This is a genomic window from Pseudomonas sp. ASL4 (genome assembly GCF_056680395.1).
The window spans coordinates 5472510-5486368 of record NZ_CM155280.1 but is presented as its reverse complement, the minus strand read 5'-3'; the positions used below and the strand labels follow the sequence as shown (position 1 = coordinate 5486368).

Below are 13859 nucleotides of genomic sequence, written 5' to 3'. Positions count from 1 at the left end.
AAAAGAACGCAGCCTTCGGCAGCTCCTACGGGGTGCGGTAGTTATTTACGCGCCTCCAGAATCAGGTTGAACGGCGTTTCCGTGGCCCGGCGGAAATGCTTGAACCCGGCCTCGGTGAACACCTTGCGCAACCGCGCCTCGCCGGCCTGGGCGCCGAGCCCGAGGCCGACTTCCTGGGACAGTGAGTTCGGGGTGCAGATGAACGTTGAGGCCGCGTAGAACAGTCGACCAATCGGGTTGATGTTGTCGTCGAGGGTATCGTTGGCGTAGGGCTCCACGAGCAGCACCGTGCCGTTCGGTTTCAGCGAGTCAAAGGCGTGCCGTGCTGCACCCACCGGGTCGCCCATGTCATGCAGGCAATCGAAATAGCAGACCAGGTCATAGTCGGTGCCAGGGTAACTTTTGGCAGTGCCCTGGAAGAACCGCGCGCGTCCGGCCACACCACCTTCTTCGGCGCGCTGGGTGGCCACGGTGACGGAGGGCGCGTGGTAATCAAACCCGACGAACCGCGAATTAGGGAACGCCTGGGCCATGATCACGGTGGACGCGCCGTGGCCGCAGCCGACGTCCGCCACTTTGGCGCCATCTTCCAGCTTGGCGACCACGCCTTCCAGCGCCGGCAACCACTCGGCCACCAGGTGCGCCTTGTAGCCGGGACGGAAGAACCGTTCCGTGCCGCTGAACATGCACGGATGGTGCTCGCCCCACGGCAGGGCACCGTTGCCGCGCATGGCTTTGACCAGTTTGTCCTTGTCATGGAAAAACGACGCGACCACCCCGATACCGCCGGCGATGTACACCGGGGAGTCTTCGATCGCCAACGCCAGAGCTTGCTCTTCGGGCAGGCGGAACTGGCCGTCACGGTGTTCCATGTAGCCGGAGGCGGCGTGGGCACTGAGCCACTCGCGTAATAGGCGCGGGTTGCATCCGGTCTTGTCGGCGAGGGTTTCGGGGCTGATTGGCTGGCTGTCGGCCATGGCCCGATAGAGGCCGAGTTCTTCGCCGAGAATGACATTGGCCAGCATCGCCGCGCCGCCCATGTCGTTGACCAGTTTGCCCATGAAATCGTTAAGTCTGGCCTCGTCCATCACGTGTGCTCCTGTGAAAGGATCAGGGTCCAGAGGCAGTGTTTTTCGAGGCGTACGCCTCTGGGCGGTGGTCGTGGGAATGAACCCCTGCGGGGTAATCATTAAGTCTAGTTCGCAGCGTGTGCAGCGCTGTGGGAGGCGACGAAGTCCCCTTGTGGGAGCGGGCTTGCTCGCGAAAGCGGACTGTCAGTTAACCAATATGTTGGATGAGATGCCGTCTTCGCGAGCAAGCCCGCTCCCACAGGGAATGTGCAGACTTTCGGCAATCCCGAGGCGCGTGTTACGCCGGTTTAACAGATCGACCGCCATTCATCGGCGAACGCCTGATTCAGGCCAATCACCGGACGACCGGCCACAACGCGGCGATGCCACGGGGCGATAGTTGAGGAGCAGGGTTACTGCCCCAAGCTGTCACCCATAAGAAGCTGTCACCGATAACAAGAAAGAGAGGTTGTCATGCCCAAGTTCATTATTGAGCGCGAGATTCCAGGCGCGGGATCACTGTCAGAACAGGAACTGAAAGGGATCTCGCAAACGTCCTGCAAAGTACTGCGCGAGTTAGGCCCCGAGGTGCAATGGCTGCAGAGCTACGTCACCGGGGACAAGGTCTACTGCGTGTACATCGCGCCGAACGCAGAACTCATTCGGGAACATGCCAGGCAAGGCGGTTTTCCGGCCAACAGCGTGTCGCAGGTCATGAACATCATCGATCCCACTACGGCGGAGTAGTCGTCCGTCAAAGCCTGATCCGTGTTCCAACCCGCGAGGGAGCCACGCTTCATGAGTATACCTATTGATCTTGTTGCCCTGAAAAACCGTCAGATGGTCGCCTGGGCCAGTGGCGACTATGCCGTGATCGGCACCACCTTGCAGATCGTCGGCGAGCAACTGGCCGAAGCCTGTGACTTGCGCTGTGATGAGCGGGTGCTGGACGTCGCCGCCGGTAACGGCAATGCCACACTCGCCGCCGCCCGCCGAGGCTGCAACGTCACCTCCACCGATTATGTGGCAGCGCTGCTGGAACGCGGTGAAGACCGCGCCAGGGCCGAACGGCTGGAGGTGATTTTTCAAGTCGCCGACGCCGAAGCACTGCCCTTCGACGATGGCAGTTTCGACGCCGTCCTGTCGACTTTCGGCGTGATGTTCGCGCCGGACCAGCCCAAGGCCGCCACCGAACTGGCGCGGGTCTGCCGCCCCGGTGGGCGCATTGGCCTGGCCAACTGGACGCCGGAGGGTTTTGTCGGCCAGATGTTCAAGGTGCTTGCCCATCATGTTCCGCCACCGCCCGTAGCGTTACCACCGTCGAACTGGGGCAACGAAGCCTGGTTGCACACGCACTTCAATGACCAAGACTTCCTGACCCAAGTGACGCGCCGGACTTTCAACTTCCGCTACCGCTCGGCTGCGCACTTCATCGACACCTTCCGCAACTGGTATGGGCCGGTGCACAAGGCGTTTGCGGTGTTGCCGGTTGATGGCGCCATAGGGCTGGAAAGGGACCTTGCCGAGTTGCTGAACCGGATGAACCGAGCGGGGGAGGCTTCGCTGGTGGTGCCGAGTGAGTATCTGGAGGTGGTGATCACACGGCGTTGATGATTGGCAATGCAGATCAAATGTGGGAGCGGGCTTGCTCGCGAAGGCGGTGTGTCAGTCACCGCTGATGTTGAATGTTACGGCCTGTTCGCGAGCAAGCCCGCTCCCACACTCAATCGGTGTCTTGCACAAAATCTGCGGCTGACTCGGTCAAGTGGGAGCGAGCCTGCTCGCGATGACGGAACATCAGATCTGCGCAATGTTCACCTCAACCTTCTTCCCCATGCTGATGCGCGGCTCCACCGCATAACCCAGGGATTCATAAAAACCCTTCACGCTTTCATTGGTGCTGACAATCTGCAGATTGATCTTCATGCAACCGCGCGCCGTCAAAGCCTGCTCTGCATGGCGAACCAGCCTGGCGCCCAAGCCTTGTCGGCGCTGCGCCGGATGCACCGCAACCGAATAGAGCCAGCCACGATGGCCGTCGTATCCCGCCAGAACAGTGCCAACGACCACCTCTGCAGCCAGCGCTACAAAAAACAGCCCGTCGGCGATGGCCAGTTTCTTGTCGATCACCAGGCTTGGGGTGTTGTGCGCGGTTTCGTAGCCGAACGCGGTTTCCCAGAGATTGATAACGGCGGTGCGGTGATGTTCGTCGGCGTACTCGACAATCGGGATCATGGTGAGGCCTTTAAATGGGATGGGCTGACGCTATCGTCATGCGACGTGCTCTGTCCACTGTGCAAGCCTGTTGTGGACATACGCTGCGGTCAAAAAGGCTGAACATCTGTGGCGAGGGGGCTTGCCCCCCGTTCGCCTGCGAAGCAGGTGTCAATCCAGCGAATGCGGTCTGCCAGGAGAGTGCCGGGGGCCGCTTCGCGACCCAAACGGGGGCAAGCCCCCTCGCCACAGAGTTTGTGAGGGCCTGAAAATTAAAGCTGGCCCGACAACCACCACATCATGGGAACTGCTTTAATCGAGGTTCCGCAAAATCGGGACGCACGTGCAATGGATGCTTCGAACGCAACAGCCCTGCAAAACCTGCTCACCCGCCGGCGCAGCGTCAGACGTTACACCGACGAGCCCATCTCGCTGAGCGCCGTGCTCAACATTCTGTCTGCCGGGCAGGGCCGCACATCCTCAGAGGGCAAGCGTGCAGCGCCCTCGGCACATGCTTTGTATCCGCTGACCCTGGGCGTTATCGTTCGTCGGGTCGAGGGTCTATCACCAGGTTTCTACATCTTCGAGCCTGATTCGGCGCAGCTCACGTTGTCCGGTCCAAGCCTTGCGGCCGGGGTTCTGAATTGCGCCGCGCTCGGTGATGAAACCTGGCTGGAGGACGCTGCCGTTGTGGTGGTGATCATCGGAAACCGAGACCTGGCCATCCAGCACTTTGCCGAACAGCAAGCGGATGGCTTGCGTGGCGCGCGTTATGTCGATTTTGAGGCGGGAGCGGTCGCGCAAAACATGTACCTGGCGGTGACGGCGCAAGGGCTGGGGTCTGTGGTGGTAATGGGTTTTGACGATGGCGCAATGAAACGTGCTTTGGAGCTGGATGAAACCCGTCAGCCCGTGGCGCTTTTCTGCGTTGGCCAACCGGCAGTTTGATCGGCAGACTGAACATCGCCACTCAACGGATAGCGATTTTTCGACACAGGCAGGAGCCAGTTCGTAGCATGAAAAATACCGATGCACTCTTTCAACCCGATCGCCGTGATGCTTTCGACGAGCCCGCCATGGAGCGTGCAGCCATTGCCTGCATCGGAGCGTTTACCGACGCCTTCAACGCTCGGGACCTGGTGGGCATGGATCGCTTTCTTCACTTTCCTCACGTCATCCTTTCCGGGGAAAACCTGGTGATCTGGGACCGGGCCGGGCAGCTGCCGGATGATTTTTTTGTTGAGTTGACGCGCCAGACGGGCTGGGACCATACGGTTTACCAGGATAAACGTGTGGTCCTGGTGAGCCCTCGAAAGGTCCATTTGTATGTTCGGTATTCGCGCAATCGAGCGGATGGGGCCGTCATCACGTCTCATGAAAACCTGTGGGTGGTGACTTGGGACGAAGGGCGGTGGGGAATAAAACAGCGTTCGTATTGAGCCGCCCGTTCATCAAGACCTCACCGTAGGAGCTGCCGAAGGCTGCGATCTTTTGACGTTGATCTTTTTCGACGGTGCTGAGATCAGGATCAAAGATCGCAGCCTTCGGCAGCTCCTACACAAGATTGTGTGCAGTGGCTGGCCAATTTATTCATTGATCATGATCAACCTTTCATCCGTCCATGCGGCGCAGTCTGGGCTTTGCGCTGAACTCAAGCGCAGGCGCGACCACCGGAGGTGATGATCATTGCGAGGATGAAGGCGGCAATATTCGTTGAAAAGAACCGGATCGTGCTGGAAGACATCGAAGCGGCGTATGAACTGTTTGCACATCAGCGCGACGGCGTGATGAAAGTCGCAATCACCCCTTGAACCCCACATGATCCAGAAGGTAGCGCTGAACCCAATGTGGGAGCGGGCTTGCTCGCGAAGGCGATGTGTCAGTCGATATTGATGGTGACTAACACATCGCCTTCGCGAGCAAGCCCGCTCCCACAGGGGATTTGTGTTGTTCGGGCGATCAGGTGGCTTCGGCGCCCGGTTACTTATTCCGCGAGCCGTCAAACCACTCCATTGCCGTGCGCCAGATGCAGATCCCCAGGAAGTACGCCGACATCAGCAGCCAAAGCCCCATCACCAGCGGGTTGATCACCGGGTGGTTGACCACCAGCGACAAACTGCACAGCAACCAGATGGCGGTTACGGCGATGTTGATCGGCATGAACTTGCGCACCCGAAACGGGTGCAGGAATTTCATTCGGGTCACGGTCAGCAGCGCCAGGCCGATGACGGTGAGCAGCGTCACCCACGGAGACGGGGCGATGATGTACAGGCACAACGCGACGACGTTCCACGCGGCGGGGAAGCCCTGGAAGTAGTTGTCTTTGCTTTTCATGTTGACGTTGCAGAAGCAGAACAGCGACGAGACGAGTATCAGCGACACGGTCAGCAGCAGCGTGTAGTCAGGCAACGGGATGTAGCGGTAGATGAACAGCGCCGGGATGAACACGTAGGTCAGGTAGTCGATGACCAGGTCGAGGATCGAGCCGTCGAAACTCGGCAGCACTGATTGCACATTGACCTTGCGTGCCAGCGCCCCGTCGAGGCCGTCGACGATCAGCGCCACGCCCAGCCACAGCAGGCAATGGACCGGCTGGTTTTCCAGCAGCGCGAGGGTGGCCAGGAAGGCAGTGACCACGCCGGTCGCGGTAAAACCATGGGCGCCCCATGCTTTGAGCCTGGCGATGTGTAAGGTTGATATCACGGGGGCGTTCTCCAAAAAGTGAAGCAAGCCAGTCAGCACCCTTCTATTGGGGGCGTCGGCAAACCGGGTCGGGTTGCAGGTATCGACCGGGAATCCGGGGATAAGGTTCACCACCTTTAAATCTTAGCGCGCTGTAGAAAAATACTTCGGATAAATCTACAGGGATGTTTGCCGAAAGGAGGCACACACACTTTGTGGCGAGGGGGCTTGCCCCCGTTGGGTTGCGAAGCAGCCCCCTATGTTTCCCGCACAGACCGTGTCCACAGGTTTGACGACTGCTGCGCAGCCGAACGGGGGCAAGCCCCCTCGCCACAGGGTTCGCGTGGATGCTGATTTTTGTTACAACACCTTGCTCATAAACACCCGGCTGGTGCCCTCCGGCAGGCATGGCACTTCGCCAAAGCGCTGCCAGCCGTGCTTCTCGTAAAACGCCGGGGCCTGGAAACTCAAGGTATAGAGCACCGCCGAAAGACAGCCGCGACGGCGACCTTCGTCTTCACAGGCCTGGAGCAGTCGTGAGCCGAGTCCGGAGCCGCGCAGCGATTCGGGCAAGTAAAACAAGTCGAGAAACAGCAGGCCTAGCGATGTCCGCCCGGTCATCCCGCCCAAAACCTGTTGGGTCTCAGGATCGCGGATCGTCACCGCCAGTGCCTGCCGGTCGTTGATCCCGGTCGCCTGATCATTAAAAGCACTGAGCCCGGCACTGAGCACGTGCGCGACTTCAGGCTCGATCACGTCGCTGACGACGATCTGATGCTGATCCATGGCTGGGTTGATCCTCTGGGTAGCGGGTTAGCGAGGGTAGAACACTCGCAGCCGATGGTCATCGGGGTCAAGCGCGACGAAGGTGCGACCGAAATCCAGTTCCGTGGGCGGTTGCAGGATGCTCAAGCCGAGGCTGGACCATTTGGCAAAAATTGCATCGACCTGTTCGGCGGACTCAACCGGAAACGCCAGCTCCATGCCGCCGCCGGACATCCCCACCGCCGGCTCAGCGGTGTGCCGCGACCAGAGCCCCAGCTTATAGCCGCCATCAAGCACAAACAGCGCAAAGGTCGGGGATTCTTCCACGGGTTTGAGGTCCAGCAGAAACTCGTAAAACCGCGCACTGACGGCGGGATTTTCGACGAAAAGCAACATATAGCGAGGCGTGATCATGGGACGGCTCCGTTGTAGGTCGCACAAGCATAGAAGGGGGCAGTGTCAGTTTCTGTCAGTAGCGTGAGCGCTCGCGGTTTGACGGGTTCACGTCGGCCAAACGGTGCTGGCGCAATTGCCGGGCGGGGCTATCGTTGCCTGACTGCGTTTTGCCTATTAGCGCCACGCCGATTAATGAGGACGTCGTCATGAACACCAGCGATTTGCTCGAACAACTGTTGCGGGCCGGCCAAGGCTCCACGGCGCAACCGGGTGGCGCTTCGTCGTCCCAGGGAGGCCTGGGCGGTCTCGGCGGATTGCTCGGCGGCCTGCTGGGTGGTGGCGCCGGTTCCAGTGCTGGCGGTAGCGGGTTGGGTGGCTTGCTCGGTGGTTTGCTGGGTGGTGGCTCAGCGTTGGGTGGCTCGACCCAGAGCCGTTCTTCGGGCGGCACCAACTACGCGGCGCTGGCGTCCCTCGGGATGATGGCGTTCCAAGCTTATCAAACCTGGCAGCGCAGCCAGACCTCAGCGCCGCAACAGGCGCCGCGCACAGCCGACCTGTTGTCCGGCCCGGAAGTCGAGGAGCACAGCCACGCGGTGCTGCGCGCGTTGATCGCTGCCGCGAAGGCTGACGGCCGGATCGACGACAAGGAGAAACAGATGATCAGCGCCGAAATCGGCCGCCACACCGACGACCCGCAACTGCAGCAATGGCTCGACGCCGAAGTCGCCCGGCCATTGAACGCCGCCGATGTGGCGCAATCGGCCACCGATCCGGCCATCGCTGCGGAAATGTATTTGGCTAGTGTGATGGTGGTGGACGATCAGCAAGATGCTGAGCGTAATTATCTGGATGAACTGGCGGCGGCGCTGAAGATTGATCCGCAGTTGCAGGTGCATCTGGAGCAGCAGGCCAAGGGCGGTGCGGTTTAGTTGCCCATGTCTTGAGTGATGCGTTGTTTATTCGGCCGCCTTCGCGAGAAAGCCCGCTCCCACAGGGGATTTGTGAACGACACAAATCAAGTGGGAGCGGGCTTGCTCGCGAAGAACGATAACGCGGTCGCTCTGCCGAAACCCCCGCATTCCCTGGAAAAAATCGCCCCTGCCCATGGATTCAATCCCTTAGAATCGCGCCTCGGTTATAAAAACGGCTCAGGGACGCAGTAAATGGCACTCAAGGTAATGGTGATCGGCGGCTACGGAAACTTCGGCAGCATCGTCTGCCGGCATCTGGCGGTGATGTCGGGCATCGATCTGGTGATCTCCGGGCGCGATCCCCGCAAGTTGTCAGCCAAACTCGAAGCATTGAAAACCCAATCCGGCAAAACCTGTGAAGGCTGGTGCGGCGATGCCATGGGCGTCGATTTCAAGTCGGCCCTGAGTTCGCTGGGCGTTCAATTGGTCATCCACACCGGCGGCCCGTTCCAGGGACAGTCCTATGCGGTGGCCGAGGCTTGCATCGAGGCGGGCGTGAATTACTGTGACCTGGCCGACTGCCGCACCTTCGTCAACGGCATTCATGTGCTGGACGCCCGGGCCAAAGGCGCGGGTGTGGCGGTCCTCAGCGGCTGCAGCTCGGTGCCGACGTTGTCGTCGGCGATCATCGATCAGCACCGCGGGCGGTTTAAACGCATCGATTCGATCGAACACGGCATTACGTCCTCGGCCAAGATGCCGGGGCTGTCCACCGTTGCCGGCGTGCTCGCTTACGCTGGCAAACCGATCAAACAGCTGAAGAACGGGCAGGTGCACGAAGTGCTCGGCTGGCAGGACCTGACCTTGCGCAAGATGCCGCAGATGGGGACGCGGGTGCTGGCCAATGTCGATGTGCCCGACATGGACATCTTCGCCGGTCGTTACGGCGCCCACACCTTGCGATTCAAGGCCGGCGCGGGGCTCAAGCTCGGTGGCGTGGCCAACTACTTGTTGGCCCAGGCCCTGCGAACCGGGCTGATTCGCGACTACGCACCATGGGCCGCCCGGTTACACCGCTGGGGCTGCTGGTTCGAACGATTTGGCGATGGCAAAAGTGCGATGTACATCGACGTCCAAGGCCTCGGCATGGATGAAAAGCCACAGTCCTTGACCGTGCAGCTCACCGCGTTCAACGACAAAGGACCCGAAATCCCGAGCTGCGCCGCCGTCGCCCTGGCGGCGAAAATGCTTCAGGGCTATGTGCCCGAACCCGGCGCTCGACCGTGTGTCGGTGAAATCAGCGTCGATGAATACATGGCTGCCATTAACGACCCGGACAATCTGCAGATGTCCGTGGTTTTTTCTGACGGGCAGGGCTGAACATGCTCTACCTCGGCCTCAAATATGCCCACATCATCGCCGCGATTTTTCTGTTTGGTTTCGGTATGGGTTCCTACCTGTATCTGATCGCCGCCAGTCGCACGGCCAATCCGCTGGTGATCGCCCACGTGGCGCGAATGGTGGTGCGGTTCGACACCTGGATCACCACGCCGGCAGGCTTCATTCAAATCTTGACCGGGTATGGGTTGGTGAAACTCAGCGGGCTGCCGTTGACCACGGAATGGGTGCTGACGGCGCTGGTGATTTTCCTGTGCACCGGGGCGCTCTGGCTGCCGGTGCTGGTACTGCAGAAGCGATTGCAGGTGCTGGCGTTGAGCGCGGCGGAAACGGGGCAGGGGCTTACCGTCGAATACGATGCGGTTTACCGCAAGTGGTTCTGGATGGGCGTGCTCGGGTTTCTGGGGATGTTCGTGATTGTGCTGATCATGGTCACCCGAATGACGCCGGGGCAGTGGGTGGGGATGCTTGGGTAGTCTTGCACTTGATTATGATGTTGCTGGATATGCCGTCTTCGCGAGCAAGCCCGCTCCCCCATTTGGAATGCATTCCCTCTGTGGGAGCGGGCTTGCTCGCGAAGAACGATAACGCGGTCTATCTGGCCTAGCGTATAAACGCCTGCAAATCGGCCGTCAGCTTGTTGATCGCCGCTTTGAAGTCATTGACGGTGATCTTCTGACTGGTATTGCTCAACTGCTCGCCAAACACCTTGCGCACCACTTTGGCCACGACCTGGTTGTTGCTCGCGTCCACCAACTCGGCTTCAAGAAACAGCGTGGTGTCCTGAGTGCGATGGCCGGAAGCGGCACTGACCCCGCCAACCACCGCGGCGACCGGTACTACTTCATACCATTGCATACCTTCGTTAGACGCGGTTACACCGGTGATCGCCGCCCGCAGGACAAGCGTTTTGGAGCCTGGCGGTGCTGCCTTGGCACTGCTCACGATGCGGTATTTCTGCCCGAGCACACCTCTGGCGTTGCTGGTCATGTAGTTCTGCAATTCTTGCAGCGTCCGGAGGTCGACTCGATCGTTGGGTTTTGGCGTCGGATACAGTTCCAGCTTCATGAATGCCACGGTGTCATAGGCGTTGGGGTTCCACGACGGGCTGACCCAGCGCATGGCTTTTTCGCCGCTGGTGGTGGTCACTTCCTGAAGGTTGTTGTAGTTGGGCAGGAAGCCCGAGTACTGGTCCTGCTCGGTGACTTTGGAGGTGCAACCGCCCAGCAACAGACTGGCTAGTGCGGCGCCGACGAATATTTTTCGGGACAGGTTCATAGTGCTGTGTGCTCCGTGGGGTAATGTCGTTATTTTTCGATAACGGTAGTTCAAAAACGCCAGGTCATGTTCCCGGTCACGGCTTGAATCCAGGCATTGTCGAACTGACCGGACGTTCGCACGCCTGATACGGTTTTGGTTTGATCCACCGGCATGTCGCCGAGCCAGACCAAGGCCCAGCTGACGTTGACGTCGGTATCCTTGTTCAGCGCATAGGTGGCTCCAGTGCCCAGGCGCCAGGATTCGCCCATGGGGGCGTTCAGCGTGCGGTTGGCGTCCGACACGGCACTGCTGTCATACGCCACGCCGACGTTCCACAACAGTTGACGGGTGGCTTGATATTGCGCGCCGAGCGCCAATTGCCAAGTGTCCTTGAAGTGGGCGTTGACTGTGGTCGATTGCGAACCGGCCGCCGTGGTATCGACCTGCACCGCGACATCGCCGAACTGCGACCAGTCTTGCCAGTTCACCGTGGCCAGCAAGGCCCATTGCGGATCGAGTTGCTGGAAAAGGCTCAGGGTTGCGGTTTGTGGCACTTGCATGTCGAGTTTGGTGTTCAGCCCGTTCAGACGATCAAGTCCGGGACCGGTGCCGTGGATATTGAGCTTGTCTTCGAAATTCAGATCGACTTTGCTGGTGTAGGCCAGTCCGATCCGCGTGCCGGGTTGTGGGGCGTAGATCACACCCAGGTTGGCGCCATAGCCCCAAGTGCTGTCTTCGTATTTAAAATAGCCGTCGCTGCGGTTGGTCAGGCCAAATGGCGAGCGGTCGATTGCTGTCTGGTCCTGCAACATGCCATACATGGCTTTTACTCCAACGCCCACCGACCACTGATCGTTGAAGCGGTATGCCACGCTGGGCACCAGGGACAGTCCGGCAAGGCTGACGTTCTGCGCAAAATAGCGTCCGGACCAGTCATTGTTGTAGTTCGCCGCCAGCCCGAAGTCACCGTAAGAGCCAAAACCAACGCTCCAGTTGTCATCCAGTTGATGACTGATGAAGAAGCTACCGCCGGGGATGGGGTCCAGAGCATTGCCACTGCCGCGGCCTGTACCGTTGGTATTGGCATCCCGGTCGAACGTCAGGTTGCCATAAAGGATTTGCGCACCGGCTGTGATCTGCGTTCCCTGCAAGTAACTCAGGCCTGCCGGATTACTGGCGATAGTGGAGGGGCCTTGAGCCCGAGCGGCGGCACCCGCGTTGGCCAGGCCAACGTTATCGGTGCCAATTTCGTAGAGCATGATGCCGCCGGCATGGGCGTACTGGCAGTAAAGCGCGAGCAGGGTGACGGCGGGCAGGGTGCACGTTTTCTTTTGCATGGAATTCCCCTTTACCTCAACAAACCTCCATCAGAATTGCGGGTGGCGAGCCGTGGCCACCCGCAAGTTCCACTGCTTACTTGGCCATGGCGGCTCGGGCCGCCTCGATCTTGGCCTTGACGGCATCGAGGTTGAAGCTCGCGCCTTTCTGCATCGGCGGATACTCGATCGCCGTCTGCGCCAGTTTGATCACTTGATCCTGCACAAACACGAAGCGCCAGAACTGGAACTTGAACCACTGGAAGTATTCCAGCGAGCCGCTGGCCGCTTGGTCTTCCGGCCAGCCCATGCGCTCGAACGGGTCGAGGCGCAGGTTGGTCAGGATCGGCATGTCCAGCGCGACCTTGGCGCCCAGCCAGCCACCGGGCTGATCGATAAAGCGATACTTGAAGTCATCGATACGAATCGCGCCCAGGGTGCTTTCGCCGAAGTAGAAGATTTCATGGCGATTTGATGGACCTTTGCCGGTGATCATCGGCGTCTGGTCATAGCCGTCGAGGTGAACCTTGTAGGTGGTGTCGCCCAGTTGTTTGCCTTTGAGCAGTTCAGCCGAAATGTTCGGGTTACCGGCCGCCGTGATGAAGGTCGGGAACCAGTCCATGCCGGACATGATGCCGTTGGAGATGGTGTTTGGCGGCACTTGGCCCGGCCAGCGAATGATCGCCGGTACGCGGAAGCCACCTTCCATCACCGTGCCTTTGCCCATGGCAAACGGGGTGGTACCGCCGTCCGGCCAGGTGAAGTTTTCCGCGCCATTGTCGGTGGTGAACATCACGATGGTGTTGTCATCCATGCCGTCTTTTTTCAGCTTGGCCATGACGTCGCCGACGATATCGTCAAGCTGCGCCATCCCCGCTTCCTGCTCCGACCAGCCATTTTGCGAATTACGCATCGCTTCGTATTTGTCAGACAGGTGCGTGACGATGTGCATGCGCGTCGGGTTGAGCCACAGGAAGAACGGTTTGTTGTCCTGTTTGGCCTTGTCGATGAAGGCGAAGGCTTTGGCTTGAATCTCGTCATCGACGGTTTTCATCCGGTCTGGATAAAGCGTCCCGGCGTCTTCGATTTTCTGTTTGCCGACCTTGCCCCAACGCGGCATGACAGTCGGGTCATCCGTGGCTGTCGCCCAACTGTGCACCATGTTGCGCGGGCCGACGGAATCCAGAAGCTCCTTCGGATAATTAGGGTGAGCGGGGTCTTCCATGGCGTCGAGGTGATAGAGATAGCCGAAAAATTCATCGAAACCGTGCACGGTCGGCAGGAACTGATTCAAGTCGCCCAAGTGGTTCTTGCCGAACTGGCCAGTGGCGTAACCCATGGATTTAAGTGCAGTGGCAATGGTCACTGCTTCGGCGGGAATACCAATAGGGGAGCCGGCCTGGCCGACCGTGGTCATGCCGGTACGAATCGGTAATTCACCGGTAATGAAGTTGGCGCGCCCGGCCGTGCAACTGGCCTCGGCGTAGTAATCGGTAAAGCGCATGCCTTCATTGGCGAGTTGATCGAGGTTCGGTGTCCGACCTGCCATCATGCCCTGGTTGTAGACGCCGATATTGGACCAGCCGATATCATCGCCCATGATCACCACGATGTTGGGAGGCGGCTTGTCGGCGGCCATTGACGTTGCGGGTACTGCCATGATCGATAGCAATGCCGTTGCGGCAAACACGGTGGACAGTGATTTACGGTTCATGCCGAGCTCCTGCAAACATTAAACAATGTTTCGAGATGAGCCCCCCTGATAAATCCTCGCTCGATATTCGAATCCCCTGAAAGAGCCTAGGTATGAAGCTCGAAATATCAAGAAAATAAATGATCATCACACC

Annotated in this window: 14 protein-coding genes and 1 pseudogene; 7 read left to right on the top strand and 8 right to left on the bottom strand. The window is 59.5% G+C overall.

Annotation, left to right across the window (positions count from 1 at the left end):
- Positions 1-41: 41 nt before the first annotated feature.
- Positions 42-1088, bottom strand: a complete 1047-nt coding sequence (locus AC1MEW_RS24845; RefSeq protein ID WP_201255255.1) for a class I SAM-dependent methyltransferase — start codon at positions 1086-1088, stop codon at positions 42-44.
- A gap of 456 nt (positions 1089-1544) precedes the next feature.
- Here AC1MEW_RS24845 and AC1MEW_RS24840 point away from each other — a divergent pair, with 456 nt between their 5' ends.
- Both AC1MEW_RS24840 and AC1MEW_RS24835 read left to right on the top strand, forming a co-directional pair.
- Positions 1545-1817, top strand: coding sequence for a DUF4242 domain-containing protein (locus tag AC1MEW_RS24840; protein ID WP_201255256.1), 273 nt, complete (start codon positions 1545-1547; stop codon positions 1815-1817).
- A gap of 51 nt (positions 1818-1868) precedes the next feature.
- The gene (locus tag AC1MEW_RS24835) at positions 1869-2681 is read left to right on the top strand and encodes a class I SAM-dependent methyltransferase (protein WP_322268096.1); all 813 of its coding nucleotides are present in this window, start codon (positions 1869-1871) and stop codon (positions 2679-2681) included.
- A 186-nt stretch (positions 2682-2867) separates the two neighbouring features.
- Here AC1MEW_RS24835 and AC1MEW_RS24830 read toward each other — a convergent pair.
- Positions 2868-3311, bottom strand: a pseudogene (locus AC1MEW_RS24830) (GNAT family acetyltransferase); the annotation flags it as partial.
- 321 nt (positions 3312-3632) lie between these two features.
- On the opposite strand from AC1MEW_RS24830, the gene AC1MEW_RS24825 reads away from it, so the two are divergent.
- Together AC1MEW_RS24825 and AC1MEW_RS24820 are read left to right on the top strand one after the other, a co-directional pair.
- Entirely contained in the window at positions 3633-4232 is a 600-nt protein-coding gene (locus tag AC1MEW_RS24825) for a SagB/ThcOx family dehydrogenase (RefSeq protein WP_480423906.1), read from the top strand.
- 68 nt (positions 4233-4300) lie between these two features.
- Positions 4301-4723 (top strand): hypothetical protein, encoded by a 423-nt coding sequence (locus AC1MEW_RS24820; RefSeq protein ID WP_480423904.1) that lies wholly within the window; start codon positions 4301-4303, stop codon positions 4721-4723.
- Positions 4724-5264: 541 nt separating this feature from the next.
- Here AC1MEW_RS24820 and pcsA read toward each other — a convergent pair.
- The 3 genes from pcsA to AC1MEW_RS24805 form a co-directional block, all read right to left on the bottom strand.
- On the bottom strand, positions 5265-5987 hold the full coding sequence (pcsA, locus tag AC1MEW_RS24815) for a phosphatidylcholine synthase (RefSeq protein ID WP_322268100.1): 723 nt from the start codon (positions 5985-5987) through the stop codon (positions 5265-5267).
- A gap of 339 nt (positions 5988-6326) precedes the next feature.
- The gene (locus AC1MEW_RS24810) at positions 6327-6752 is read right to left on the bottom strand and encodes a GNAT family N-acetyltransferase (protein WP_322268101.1); all 426 of its coding nucleotides are present in this window, start codon (positions 6750-6752) and stop codon (positions 6327-6329) included.
- A gap of 27 nt (positions 6753-6779) precedes the next feature.
- Positions 6780-7145 carry a VOC family protein gene (locus AC1MEW_RS24805; protein ID WP_322268102.1) on the bottom strand — a complete coding sequence of 122 codons (366 nt, stop codon included), beginning with the start codon at positions 7143-7145 and terminating at the stop codon, positions 6780-6782.
- Between the two features lie 188 nt (positions 7146-7333).
- Between AC1MEW_RS24805 and AC1MEW_RS24800 the strand changes: the two genes are divergently transcribed.
- The 3 genes from AC1MEW_RS24800 to AC1MEW_RS24790 all read left to right on the top strand — a co-directional run bounded on the left by AC1MEW_RS24800 (position 7334) and on the right by AC1MEW_RS24790 (position 9912).
- Positions 7334-8056: a tellurite resistance TerB family protein gene (locus AC1MEW_RS24800; protein WP_322268103.1), complete on the top strand. Its 723-nt coding sequence runs from the start codon at positions 7334-7336 to the stop codon at positions 8054-8056.
- Positions 8057-8290: 234 nt separating this feature from the next.
- Positions 8291-9418 carry a saccharopine dehydrogenase family protein gene (locus AC1MEW_RS24795; RefSeq protein WP_322268105.1) on the top strand — a complete coding sequence of 376 codons (1128 nt, stop codon included), beginning with the start codon at positions 8291-8293 and terminating at the stop codon, positions 9416-9418.
- A 2-nt stretch (positions 9419-9420) separates the two neighbouring features.
- Complete coding sequence (locus AC1MEW_RS24790; protein WP_480423901.1) at positions 9421-9912, top strand: DUF2269 family protein; 492 nt, start codon at positions 9421-9423, stop codon at positions 9910-9912.
- Positions 9913-10039: 127 nt separating this feature from the next.
- On the opposite strand, the gene AC1MEW_RS24785 is transcribed toward AC1MEW_RS24790, so the two are convergent.
- The 3 genes from AC1MEW_RS24785 to AC1MEW_RS24775 form a co-directional block, all read right to left on the bottom strand.
- Positions 10040-10714 (bottom strand): DUF3313 domain-containing protein, encoded by a 675-nt coding sequence (locus AC1MEW_RS24785; protein ID WP_480423900.1) that lies wholly within the window; start codon positions 10712-10714, stop codon positions 10040-10042.
- A 50-nt stretch (positions 10715-10764) separates the two neighbouring features.
- Positions 10765-12033, bottom strand: coding sequence for an OmpP1/FadL family transporter (locus AC1MEW_RS24780; protein WP_480423898.1), 1269 nt, complete (start codon positions 12031-12033; stop codon positions 10765-10767).
- A gap of 76 nt (positions 12034-12109) precedes the next feature.
- Entirely contained in the window at positions 12110-13726 is a 1617-nt protein-coding gene (locus AC1MEW_RS24775; protein WP_323570532.1) for an arylsulfatase, read from the bottom strand.
- Between the last annotated feature and the right edge of the window lie 133 nt (positions 13727-13859).

Coding starts and splice junctions, on each gene's coding strand:
- AC1MEW_RS24845 (WP_201255255.1), bottom strand. CDS start 1,088: ATGGACGAGGCCAGACTTAACGATTTCATGGGCAAACTGGTCAACGAC.
- AC1MEW_RS24840 (WP_201255256.1), top strand. CDS start 1,545: ATGCCCAAGTTCATTATTGAGCGCGAGATTCCAGGCGCGGGATCACTG.
- AC1MEW_RS24835 (WP_322268096.1), top strand. CDS start 1,869: ATGAGTATACCTATTGATCTTGTTGCCCTGAAAAACCGTCAGATGGTC.
- AC1MEW_RS24825 (WP_480423906.1), top strand. CDS start 3,633: ATGGATGCTTCGAACGCAACAGCCCTGCAAAACCTGCTCACCCGCCGG.
- AC1MEW_RS24820 (WP_480423904.1), top strand. CDS start 4,301: ATGAAAAATACCGATGCACTCTTTCAACCCGATCGCCGTGATGCTTTC.
- AC1MEW_RS24810 (WP_322268101.1), bottom strand. CDS start 6,752: ATGGATCAGCATCAGATCGTCGTCAGCGACGTGATCGAGCCTGAAGTC.
- AC1MEW_RS24805 (WP_322268102.1), bottom strand. CDS start 7,145: ATGATCACGCCTCGCTATATGTTGCTTTTCGTCGAAAATCCCGCCGTC.
- AC1MEW_RS24800 (WP_322268103.1), top strand. CDS start 7,334: ATGAACACCAGCGATTTGCTCGAACAACTGTTGCGGGCCGGCCAAGGC.
- AC1MEW_RS24795 (WP_322268105.1), top strand. CDS start 8,291: ATGGCACTCAAGGTAATGGTGATCGGCGGCTACGGAAACTTCGGCAGC.
- AC1MEW_RS24790 (WP_480423901.1), top strand. CDS start 9,421: ATGCTCTACCTCGGCCTCAAATATGCCCACATCATCGCCGCGATTTTT.
- AC1MEW_RS24785 (WP_480423900.1), bottom strand. CDS start 10,714: ATGAACCTGTCCCGAAAAATATTCGTCGGCGCCGCACTAGCCAGTCTG.
- AC1MEW_RS24780 (WP_480423898.1), bottom strand. CDS start 12,033: ATGCAAAAGAAAACGTGCACCCTGCCCGCCGTCACCCTGCTCGCGCTT.
- AC1MEW_RS24775 (WP_323570532.1), bottom strand. CDS start 13,726: ATGAACCGTAAATCACTGTCCACCGTGTTTGCCGCAACGGCATTGCTA.